Source organism: Phocaeicola plebeius (assembly GCF_003437535.1).
Classification (GTDB): domain Bacteria; phylum Bacteroidota; class Bacteroidia; order Bacteroidales; family Bacteroidaceae; genus Phocaeicola; species Phocaeicola plebeius_A.
Genome location: NZ_QSQT01000055.1, coordinates 1 through 10,748, shown reverse-complemented (window position 1 = coordinate 10,748; position 10,748 = coordinate 1). Strand labels below are relative to the sequence as shown.

Genomic DNA, 10,748 nt, shown 5'->3' with positions numbered 1-10,748 from the left:
TTCGATGCCCGCATACTTGAATGCCAGGTAGCAGAATTCACGTACACTGTGCTGCACACCCGTAGCGATGACGAAATCTTCCGGCGTTTCATGCTGCAGAATCAGCCACATACATTCCACGTAATCCTTGGCATAACCCCAGTCGCGCAGTGAGTCCAGGTTACCCAGATACAGCTTCTCCTGTTTTCCCTGTGCAATGCGGGCTGCAGCCAATGTAATCTTACGTGTTACGAAAGTTTCTCCACGGCGTTCCGATTCATGGTTGAACAAGATACCCGAGCAACAATACATATTGTAAGCCTCGCGGTATTCCTTCACAATCCAGAAGCCATACAGCTTAGCCACTGCATACGGGCTGTAAGGATGGAACGGTGTGTTTTCATTCTGCGGCACTTCTTCCACCTTTCCGTAAAGTTCCGAAGTAGATGCCTGATAGATGCGGCAGGTATCTTTCAGTCCGCACAGACGGACAGCCTCTAACACGCGGAGTACCCCTGTGGCGTCTACATCAGCTGTAAATTCCGGAGAATCAAAACTTACCTGTACGTGGCTTTGTGCAGCCAGGTTGTAAATTTCTGTGGGGCGTACCTTGCTTACCACTTGCAGAATACTCATGGAATCCCCCAAATCCGCATAGTGCAAGTGAAAATTCGGTTTGCCTTCCAGATGTGCGATACGTTCGCGGAAGTCCACTGACGAGCGGCGAATGGTACCGTGTACATCATAACCTTTTTCCAATAAGAATTCGGCCAGGAATGATCCGTCCTGTCCTGTAATACCTGTGATTAGTGCTACTTTTCTTTCCATGTTTATAAAATGAAAAGTTTGAAATTAACTTATTATTAATTACTTATATCTGAATAATATATATGATAGGTCTTTATTTATTTTCTTTGTAATCTTTATTAATGCAATAGTGCAGACTATTATAATAATAGTTAAAGGGTAAATAATAATATTGATATTTCTGCTATTTATTATTTCATTACAATAATGTCGTAATACAATAATAAATAGCATGTGTGATAAGTATATTCCAAATGTCATATTAGATAAATCACTTATTATTTTAATCAATCTATTATCATGGGAGGTTAGATTGATTTTTTTTGTTATTCTATAAATTAATTCAAATAGTGAGACACTTATAAATAAAATGAAAGGATTATCGTACCAAATCATATAGTGGTTTTTCCAGTGAGACAAGAAAAGACCTATAAAGGATAAAATGATGATTGATAAAAAAATACAATGGTTTATACTGCTGAATCGTTGTTTTGAAATATAATATCCAGCTAATAAATATATTAGATAACAAGTGTATGAGAGTCCAGATGTTGTTGGATAAGGATAGCCTTTGTATATGAGAAATCCATTATAGATGAAAGTTGCACAAATAATTATAGAAGTGATAAATATCATTAGGATTTTTGCTTTGGTTACTAAATAGGAGATAATTGGCATTGCAATATAATATAGTATAATCATTCTGATATACCATAAATGAATTTCAGGTTTGTGAATTAAAGCTATATTGTATAATAGTTCTCTAAAAGAAAAATGTTGATTGCATAAAAAATAAAATATAATCCATATTTCTCCTGTTATAATGATTGTTAATAAGTTGTGCTTGTAAAAATTTGTAATGCTAGCTGTCGTATTTAAATCTTTCTTTAATATTAATGCCCCACTTGTACACATAAATAAAGGAACTCCTATACATGAAAATATAGAATTAATGGTATGTCCTATTGTAAATAAATTATTGGAGTCAGATTTGCATATTAGCATGGTATGAGCTATTATTACTGAAAGTATAGCTATTATCTTAATGATATCAAGAGATATAATACGTTTCATCTAATAAATATAGCGTTTTTAAGTTTAGAATTTCATTTATTTAAAAAATCTTTTTCCAATTAAATTCTTCATCTTTAAATGTTTGTGAAAAAATTCTGGAGCAGCAACGTAAAATATATGCTACAACAATAATAATAAGAAACATGATTAAGATATTTAATGGGAAGATATTGTTCATTTTGTCTGTAAATAAAGTGCCCTGTACAAGATATATTTCTAGACATAGCCCCCCTATGAATTTTATACCCCATCCTATGTATTTGTTCGTATACCATTTCTTTAAAGTATCACTACTACAGACCTTATAAAAGTAATACACAATAAATAGTAGAGGAATAAGTGAGGTTATTTGAAGTTCGGAGTATAAAGGATATTTCCTCCCTGCAAATAAGATGGCATAATAGACAAATGTACTGCCTATAAGTTTAATGAAATCGGTATTAAAGTTAAAATTCCATTGCTTTTGAGAGATTCCCATCATGGCTCCCAATAACATGAATAAGAAGTAATGCCCCCATTTAAAATAAGTAGCACCATACATGTTATAATCAGCTGGTCGGTCTATGATGAAATACCAGGCAATACAGATTAATGCCACTATGCCAAATACCCATTTCAAATGATGTAACATAAATCGTTGGATAAAGTAAAGCACTACATAATATATCATGATACAAGTTACAAACCATCCTCCTCCATGAATAATGGTATAATCCATACTCTGATGTTGGTTGAAAATGAAAGCACTTAATATGGCCCATGCAAAAACGGTGGGGTAAATTCGATTGATTCTTCGTTTATACCAGTTATCGAATCTTCCCATTCTACTTAAAAACAGAGTAAAACCGGAGCAGAAGAAAAATAATACATCTCCGATAGCTCCTCCTGTGGCTAGAATATCATACTTCCCATACAACATACCCATGTGAGAATTGGTAATAAGTAATGCTGCAAAGAATTTTAATATGTCGATACCTATATTTCGTTCTTTCATTATTGTATAGTTTGCTTATATAACTCAATCATTTGTTGAGCTTTTCTGTTCCATGATAGTTCTTGTTGTCTTTTTTTGCAGTTCTTTGCCATCTCTTTTAAAAGATTTCGGTCGTTTTCTAATTCATTAAGTACTTTGGCAAAGTCGTTAATTGATTGCTTCGGATTGGAAAGGGTTATTTTTTTTCCCACTTTCTCATTGATGACATATCCCATACCACATGCGTCGAAACAAACTACAGGTAATTGATTGCTTACAGCTTCAAGTACTACTGTAGAAGTATCTTCACTAATACTGGTAAATAAGAAAATATGAGCTTTTCTCATGGCTTCCATAACGATGTTATTAGGTTGATTTCCATGCCATGTGATCAACTGTTCTATATTAAGACTTTTAGCCAGATTATGAGCTTCTAATACCTGTACTTCATTACCTGAACCATATATGTCTAAATGAAATACAGTATTATTAGTCGCTTTTAAGATGCGTAATGCTAATGGAAGTTGTTTGCGGAAGTCAAACTTTCCTACCCACATTATATGTAAACGCTCATCATTAAAATTCTTGACAATATTTTCTTGTATATCAAAACATCCTGTTTCTGGTATGATAATAGATTCGAGGTTTTTATATTTTTTTATGGCTTTGTAGGAGTCAGGTATAGAGCTGATTAATAAATCAGCTCTATTAAAAGCTTCATTTACTCTTTTATCATATTTTATTTGAGCAATATTTATAATATTTTTTATTCGGTTGAATAGCTTCATTTTTAATCCACATTCTTTAAGATAAGCTGTGGGGAATTGTTTCAATCCTCCAATTGGTCCCCATATGAAAGGAATGTTGGGAATCTTCCATAAATAACCTGGTTCACGGAAGCCTATCATATTTAATTGATGAAGAATGTCGATTTGAGTTCTTTTGCAAATATCTTGTGCTATCAAGTATGTTTTCCATTGCCATTCTTTATAATATTTATAAAAGCGCCAATCGCCTTGATTCCAGCACATCTTTCGTATTTCATCAGGAACGGAATTATAATAGAAATACATATTTTTTCCTTGAGGAAGAGTTGGAAGAACTGTTTCTATTTTATCTCGAAATTCTCCTTCTGTAATAATGTAAAGTTTACAATATTGGGCAAGGTTTGTGCACCAATTCCATGCCATTCCTGGTTCACTTCCCATATTGGGAGAGCAAGCATACGCATTAATGAGTATAGTAAGCATATATAAAATATGTTAGTCAGAATATAGCCGTAAATTTATTTTTTAGAAATCTCCCGGTATAGGATGTTATTGTACAAATAATGATACAGATAATAATAGAAATAATATCTGCTTTTATGAAAGATGATGGTAACAGTTTATCATATAAAATTCTAATGATAGGCCAGTGAATACAGAGAATGAATAAGGAATATAAGCCCCAAAAAGAAAAAGTATTATTGATAATTTTTATTTTTTCTAATGAATAGCTTATTGATAAAATAAATCCAATACCTCCTACCGATGCTAATAAATATTCAATAGGATTTTGTGGGAGAATCAACCAACGAATACCAATATTGATTGGATAAATCTTAATGAAAATATAGCACGTAATTATACTTATGAATAATAGTAGATATTTGTTTCGTTTTAAAATATTTTCTATTTTAAAATAATAAGTTCCTGCAAGTATGAATGGAATGGATATTCCTGCTTTTGTTAAATTGGTATAGTCATCAATTTGTTTCAGTCCTAGAAAATAACATATTATAAAAATCAATATACTTCCTATAATAGAAATATAACGTTTCCCTATTTGATTAAACGTTAATATTATGGTTGTTAAAGTAAAAAGAGCTATTAAAAACCATTGTGGACCATTGTCAAATGAATCAGGATCATAAATATGTAGATTTTCTATACTTGTTCGTTTGGTTGCCAAAACTAAAATAGAACAAATTATTCCAAAAAACAAATATGGGAAAATCAGACTTTTAATTTTCTTATAAAGAGATTTTTCTAATGTATGAGATTTAGTTAGAAAAATACCACTTAAAAAGAAAAAGACTTGTACATAATAAAAAGTAAACCATGATTCCCACGAGCAATAGCTGTGGCTTAATACAATTAAGAATATGCAGATTCCGCGTGCTATGTCAAGTGCTTTATTTCTTTTTATCATAGTCTAATATTGATTATATAAGCTTAAACATGCATTGTATATTTTTCTTGCAGCGATTTCAGGAGTATAGTTTTGAACTATAAAATATGATGTATTTCCCATTTTATTCAAATTAGAATGATGAAACAAACTTAAAGTTTGAATTATACTTTCTTTTTTTAAAGGATCAAATCTATATCCATTTTTCCCTTCTTCTATCAGTTCTAGGTGTCCTCCATTATAGATAGAACATGCAATTGGAAGTTTGCATGCCATAGCTTCTGGGACCACTAAGCACCAATTATCTTCTAAAGTGGGCATGACAAATACATTAGCTATTGCATAATATTTATAAACCTCATCATATTCAATTCTACCTAATAAATGAATTGATTGAACTCCTCTATATTTGTGTTGTAGCTTTTCCAATAAAATACCTGTACCTATAACTAATAAGTTATCTTCGGTATGTTGTTGAATATGTTCTTCCCAAGCTTCTAGTAATTGTGTTATGCCTTTTCTTTCCACAATTTGTCCTACAAATAAATAGGTTAATCCGGAATTTAGCTGTAGAGATTTTTTTAGCTCATTTTTTTCTTCATTTGGGAAACTATTTACAGCATTTTCTAGTCCCTTGCTATCAGCTACCATTAACCCTTCAGTTTTAGGTTGTTTTTTAAATCCTAGCCCATTTTCTAAATATTCTCTTGTTAATTGTCCGTTTATTAAAAAGGCATCTATTGCTTTTCCTATTATTTTTCTATATAAAGTTCGCCACCAAGGTGAATTTCTTTCTACATAAGCAGTTCTTTCATAAAATAACATTATTTTTTTTCTATGTAAGATGCCATATAAAATTCCTATCATAGACCATCCACCAAAGGCTTCTACAATAATTATATCGGGATTAAAATCTTTAATTTTTTTATACAAGCCAGGTTGATAACGAATAATGAGATCTTTATTAGCAAAATCAGACGAATGATCACCAATTCTAATTGTTTTACCTATTAATCCTTCTGTTGAATTTCCTAATCTTTTAATCATTTTGGAATCTACACTCTGAGTTACATCCTGCTTTGAGTAGAAAACTTTAAAATTGTATTCAAACAAATTGTTCAATTCTTCAAACACTGGAACTCTATAATCTCCGAACCAGGGACATGGCCATATAACTTTCATATATTATTTTTTTTAAAATCCTGAATAACTTGATTATAATATATCAACATTTGCGATACAATATAATCTGTACTAAATTTATTTATTATCTTACTATGGGCATTGATGCTAATAGTATATAATTGTTCTGGGGTTAATTGCAGAATATATTGAATTTTATTAGCTAAAATTTGTGGATTTCTTGGCGGAATGAGAAAGCCATCTTTTCCATCTTCAATAATTTCTTTTATCCCTCCAGAATTACTTCCTATGACGATACTTCCGCAAAGCATTGCTTCAATACATGCCATAGGCATATTTTCCCACCATGAAGGTAGGCAAATAATATCAGCTTTATTATATTGTTCTATCATTTTTTTTCTTGGTATAGGACCAGGAATATTTATCCAGTTATAATGAGACGCGTATTTTTTTTCTAGATAATTGGCAAAATTCCCTTTCTTGCCGATTAAATAAAGTTCAAACTTTTGGTTAGTTATTTGGTTTAATTGTATACAAGCCTTAATTAAATCTTCTCCCCCCTTTAAATTATATACTGCTCCAGGCAATAGAATCCTAATTATTTCTTTGTTGATGGCTTTTTTTGTGATATTAGTTGTCCAATTATTTATTTTTATTGGATTGTTTATAACTTTAATTTTATCACACGGTAATAATAATTTCTGTTCGATTATTTCTTTTATTGCTTGTGAGCAAGACGTTATATATTGAGCTCGTTTTATTTCTTTAAATTCTTGGAGTCCTTGCCAATATATGTGCCAGTTTGATTTGGTTATACCTTTTTTCCCGGATATAAATTCATTGAGAACTAAAGTTGAAGCATGTAAGCGAATTACTACAGGAATTGGTAAATTTTTTAAGTAATAACTTTCTGCTCCATATTCAGGAACTTCAATAATATCTATATCTTTTATTGATAGGATGGTTTCAAGTATTTTTTTTCTATATGAAAAAAAACGATAGAAGAGTCTAAATCGGTTGACAATATTTTTTTTCTCTATTTGAGAAATTACAAAATCCCCTCCTGAAAGTCGAATTATATTAACTCCATTTTCAGTGTATGTATACCCTTTTCTTGTATCGTCAGATGCACATATAACAGTTACTTTATGATGTTTTTGTACAATATTTTCTGCCATCTCCTTTATATAGGAAGCTATACCTCCTCCTCGTAATGAGGGAACGTATTCTCGACAAACAAAACAAATATGCATAATTTAAATCGTATAATAATTTCCTAATAATAGTAAAATAGGACTTTTTATGATAATATCTATTTCAGGAGCAAAACTCCAAACTATTTTATCAAATTGATAATAAAACCAAATAATCATGATTATAGCGATAATCTTTAGTATCTTATCACGTTGTTGTGTATTTTGGCATATAAACGGATACACAAATGGCATAAAAGCAAAAATCATCATGAAATATCGATATTGCGCTAATGGTTGTCTGAACATTGCTGTAATAGTCAGTAATAAAAGTAAAACTACATTTAGAATGAATGCGTGTGCTTGAGTAAGAGTTTTTCTTTCCATCCAAAGTTTGCGTAATACTATCCATGCAATGGGTAATGCAACGATAAAAACCTGTGACCATATAAGACCGAATTCTGTATCATTGTTGATTTCAGATTTTGCTAAACGATTAGCACCGTATGATAAAGCAGTATCGCCCATAGAAGAAACTACGTTACCAGCTAACTGAGGGCCCATTATAATTAATAGTGAGAATAAGATTCCCATGCATAGTAGTCCAATCTTAGTTAATCGGTTACGTAAAGGTTTGAATAATAGAAATGGAAGGAAGAGGCTTGTTGCTGCATGCGTAAAGATGGCACATCCAGTCATTAGCCATTCTTTTTTGCCCATTTTTCCTGATATAGCATAACTACCTAATACATACATCATGATAGATTGTGCTAGAAATTGCTTTTGAATTTGAAGTAGATATTGAAAATATAGGTAGAAAAAGGAGAGAATTGTTACTCCACAAATAATAGGTATGTGTGGCTTTTTCAATGTTTGGGCAAATTTATATAGGCCTAAAAATACTAGAATATAGTTTGCAAATGTTATAATCGCGGCAAAAATTGGATAGTAACCGCAAGTTAAGTAGTAGCCCAAATAGTTATATACACCATTCATGAATTCTCCAGAGATATTGTTTCTTTCTTCCTCCCATGATGCTTGTAAGCCATAAATATGTATTAAGGAACCAATAAATCCTTTTGTTGGTACGTTTTTATAAGCATAGTAATATTGAATTTGATCTCCAGCAGGTCTTTTGGTTGCATTGATAGACGCAAAGTATAAAGCAATGCAAATAAAGAATAAAATATAATTTGTTTTGCGTGCATATTTTTGTTGGAGTACATAAAAACATAAAATAGGGAGCGTTATGATAGGGGGTAGCAATAAGAAAAGTAAACTTCCACAAATAATCTCTCCCTTTTCAATTGTATTTATACGGGATGAATAATTCATTCTTAGAATTGTTTTATGTTACTTAGTGGTTTACATGAATTGGATGCTATTGGACGGTTCATTAGGATATCAATAAATCTTTCAGGTAAGAATGCCTTGATTGTCTTTTTTATATTTTGTATAATTATAGGTTTCATAAATCCTAGTATATTAGGCTTGACATGTGTTATTTTACATCTTTCTAAATAAATTGATTTTGCGTAGCTTTTATTTGCTGAAACTCCTTTTGTATCATAAATGGAAATGATTTTGGGAATCAGTTCAAAAGTTTTTCCCTCTTTGTAGCATTTATAGAAGAATGCATAATCTGCAATAAAGCGATAAGACTCATCATACTGATATTTTCTCATTAGGTTTCCTTTTATAAAGCATGATTGGTGACAGAAAGGGAGTTCATGGCTCATTATCTTGAGATTTCTAGGTTGTCTTACTATGCCTCCTTGTAGATAGTTGTATACAGTACTGCCGTAAAGTATGTCTGATGTATAGTTCTTATTTTCGAATATTTCTGATAGAACGTTTTTGTCAAAAAATATATCACCACTATTCATAAAGATTAAATAGTCGCCAGTTGATTTCTGTATTCCTTTATTCATTGCATTATATAAACCTTTATCTTTTTCAGAGACACTATAATCTATATATTGTTTTTTCTCTTCAATCAATTGTTTACAACCATCAGTTGATCCGCCATCTATTATTATATATTCTTTTTCTTGATACGTTTGTTTTATTACGGAGTTTATTGTTTGTCTTAATCCATTTAAATTATTATAGTTAATTGTAATTATTGTTATTTTCATGATTTAAAATTTTATTTTTGTTAAAAGTGGATAGATGCAAATTGTAAATATGACTGTAAAGCTGAAAATAAATAATGTAGGTGATTTTAGGAATAGACTTTCTATACCTAATTTTATGCATATACCATGTGTATAAGAAACAAATAACATATGAAAAATATAAATGTATCCAGTATACATTGCACCCCATTTAGAAATGTGTATAAGAATATTATTTTTTAGATTGACCTTTAGTGAATACATAAAAATAGTAGTACAAATAATAAGGGAAGTAAAATTAGTATTGTAGACCTGTGAATTTATATTAAGAGCTGAAATGGAGATGTTGAGAAGAATTAATATAATTGATGTGATTGTAAATGTATAGATATATTTCTTTGACATAAGTATATGAGGATTATGCATACAGATTTGTCCCCATAAAAAGCACGGTAGTCCTTGAATGAAAAAGTTATATTTGGATATATTATATATGTTAAAATTGTCCATTAGTATGAATATAGAGGTTATTAGAATTAAAATGATTCCAATTCGTATTGTAAGTTTATTAGAGCATTTATTTAGAATATATATTTTTAATATAAGGAGAGATATTATGGCAGCAATATACCATAAAGTCCCGTTCCAAGGTGTTGAATTCCAGAATATAATTAATAATAAATTTTTAAGACTTATTGTTATAGAATCAAATCCATTTTTTGCTATATAAAATCCACCATATAAAATAAATCCTAATAGATATAATTTTAGTATTTTATGTAGTTGTTTTTTTAGTGTTATATTGGATGCAGTACATAAAAAATAGCCAGAAGTCATGAAAAAGTATGGAACAGCACATGACAGTAATAATGAATAATAATTAAAAATATAAGAGGGCAAATAGTGTGCTGTATGTAAAGTAATAACTCCTATACATGCAAGTATTTTATTGAAATCAAAAGTGTAAATGCGTTCCATGTTTTATTTTTACAAAAGAGATGAACCATTTTATTATAAAATCTATTATTATGATGCCTATAGTTGTAAGTAAAACTGTTAATACAGGAAATGAAAAAAATAAGTTTTCGTAATTGCATCGTTTTAGAATTCCTGGAGTTATCCATAAACCTATTAGGTGATATATGTATATACCTGTACTTAACTTTCTTCCTCCTTTCGCCAAAGTAGAAATAATAATATTATTTTTATTATATAAAATTCCTATGATGAAGATTGGTATTGAAGTGATTTAAACTTTTCTTTTCCTTGCACATTTTCTCAATAGCATAA

Annotated in this window: 10 protein-coding genes; all 10 read right to left on the bottom strand. The window is 30.4% G+C overall.

From position 1 onward, the window contains the following. Positions 1-807, bottom strand: an 807-nt coding sequence (gene gmd / locus DXD04_RS16335) for a GDP-mannose 4,6-dehydratase (protein WP_259299583.1), incomplete at its 3' end; no start/stop codon positions are given. 39 nt (positions 808-846) lie between these two features. Then, a complete protein-coding gene (locus DXD04_RS17130) occupies positions 847-1,860 on the bottom strand; it encodes an acyltransferase family protein (protein WP_117674186.1) in 1,014 nt (337 codons plus the stop codon). Between the two features lie 40 nt (positions 1,861-1,900). Then, a complete protein-coding gene (locus DXD04_RS16325; RefSeq protein ID WP_117674185.1) occupies positions 1,901-2,854 on the bottom strand; it encodes an acyltransferase family protein in 954 nt (317 codons plus the stop codon). Continuing rightward, positions 2,854-4,083 carry a glycosyltransferase gene (locus DXD04_RS16320; protein ID WP_117674184.1) on the bottom strand — a complete coding sequence of 410 codons (1,230 nt, stop codon included), beginning with the start codon at positions 4,081-4,083 and terminating at the stop codon, positions 2,854-2,856. Before DXD04_RS16320 ends, DXD04_RS16325 begins: the two co-directional genes overlap by 1 nt. Positions 4,084-4,099: 16 nt before the next feature. Further along, positions 4,100-5,026 (bottom strand): acyltransferase family protein, encoded by a 927-nt coding sequence (locus tag DXD04_RS16315; protein WP_117674183.1) that lies wholly within the window; start codon positions 5,024-5,026, stop codon positions 4,100-4,102. A 3-nt stretch (positions 5,027-5,029) separates the two neighbouring features. Then, complete coding sequence (locus DXD04_RS16310; RefSeq protein WP_117674182.1) at positions 5,030-6,187, bottom strand: glycosyltransferase family 4 protein; 1,158 nt, start codon at positions 6,185-6,187, stop codon at positions 5,030-5,032. Then, a complete protein-coding gene (locus DXD04_RS16305; RefSeq protein WP_117674181.1) occupies positions 6,184-7,401 on the bottom strand; it encodes a glycosyltransferase family 4 protein in 1,218 nt (405 codons plus the stop codon). Before DXD04_RS16305 ends, DXD04_RS16310 begins: the two co-directional genes overlap by 4 nt. Positions 7,402-7,404: 3 nt before the next feature. Next, positions 7,405-8,676, bottom strand: a complete 1,272-nt coding sequence (locus tag DXD04_RS16300; protein ID WP_117674180.1) for an EpsG family protein — start codon at positions 8,674-8,676, stop codon at positions 7,405-7,407. A gap of 2 nt (positions 8,677-8,678) precedes the next feature. Then, complete coding sequence (locus DXD04_RS16295; RefSeq protein WP_117674179.1) at positions 8,679-9,479, bottom strand: glycosyltransferase family 2 protein; 801 nt, start codon at positions 9,477-9,479, stop codon at positions 8,679-8,681. Positions 9,480-9,482: 3 nt separating this feature from the next. Beyond that, positions 9,483-10,436 (bottom strand): acyltransferase family protein, encoded by a 954-nt coding sequence (locus tag DXD04_RS17125; RefSeq protein WP_117674178.1) that lies wholly within the window; start codon positions 10,434-10,436, stop codon positions 9,483-9,485. Positions 10,437-10,748 lie beyond the last annotated feature (312 nt).

Bases quoted from the DNA above. Each gene is read 5' to 3' on its own strand.
- DXD04_RS17130 (WP_117674186.1), bottom strand. From the start codon at position 1,860: ATGAAACGTATTATATCTCTTGATATCATTAAGATAATAGCTATACTT.
- DXD04_RS16325 (WP_117674185.1), bottom strand. From the start codon at position 2,854: ATGAAAGAACGAAATATAGGTATCGACATATTAAAATTCTTTGCAGCA.
- DXD04_RS16320 (WP_117674184.1), bottom strand. From the start codon at position 4,083: ATGCTTACTATACTCATTAATGCGTATGCTTGCTCTCCCAATATGGGA.
- DXD04_RS16315 (WP_117674183.1), bottom strand. From the start codon at position 5,026: ATGATAAAAAGAAATAAAGCACTTGACATAGCACGCGGAATCTGCATA.
- DXD04_RS16310 (WP_117674182.1), bottom strand. From the start codon at position 6,187: ATGAAAGTTATATGGCCATGTCCCTGGTTCGGAGATTATAGAGTTCCA.
- DXD04_RS16305 (WP_117674181.1), bottom strand. From the start codon at position 7,401: ATGCATATTTGTTTTGTTTGTCGAGAATACGTTCCCTCATTACGAGGA.
- DXD04_RS16300 (WP_117674180.1), bottom strand. From the start codon at position 8,676: ATGAATTATTCATCCCGTATAAATACAATTGAAAAGGGAGAGATTATT.
- DXD04_RS16295 (WP_117674179.1), bottom strand. From the start codon at position 9,479: ATGAAAATAACAATAATTACAATTAACTATAATAATTTAAATGGATTA.
- DXD04_RS17125 (WP_117674178.1), bottom strand. From the start codon at position 10,436: ATGGAACGCATTTACACTTTTGATTTCAATAAAATACTTGCATGTATA.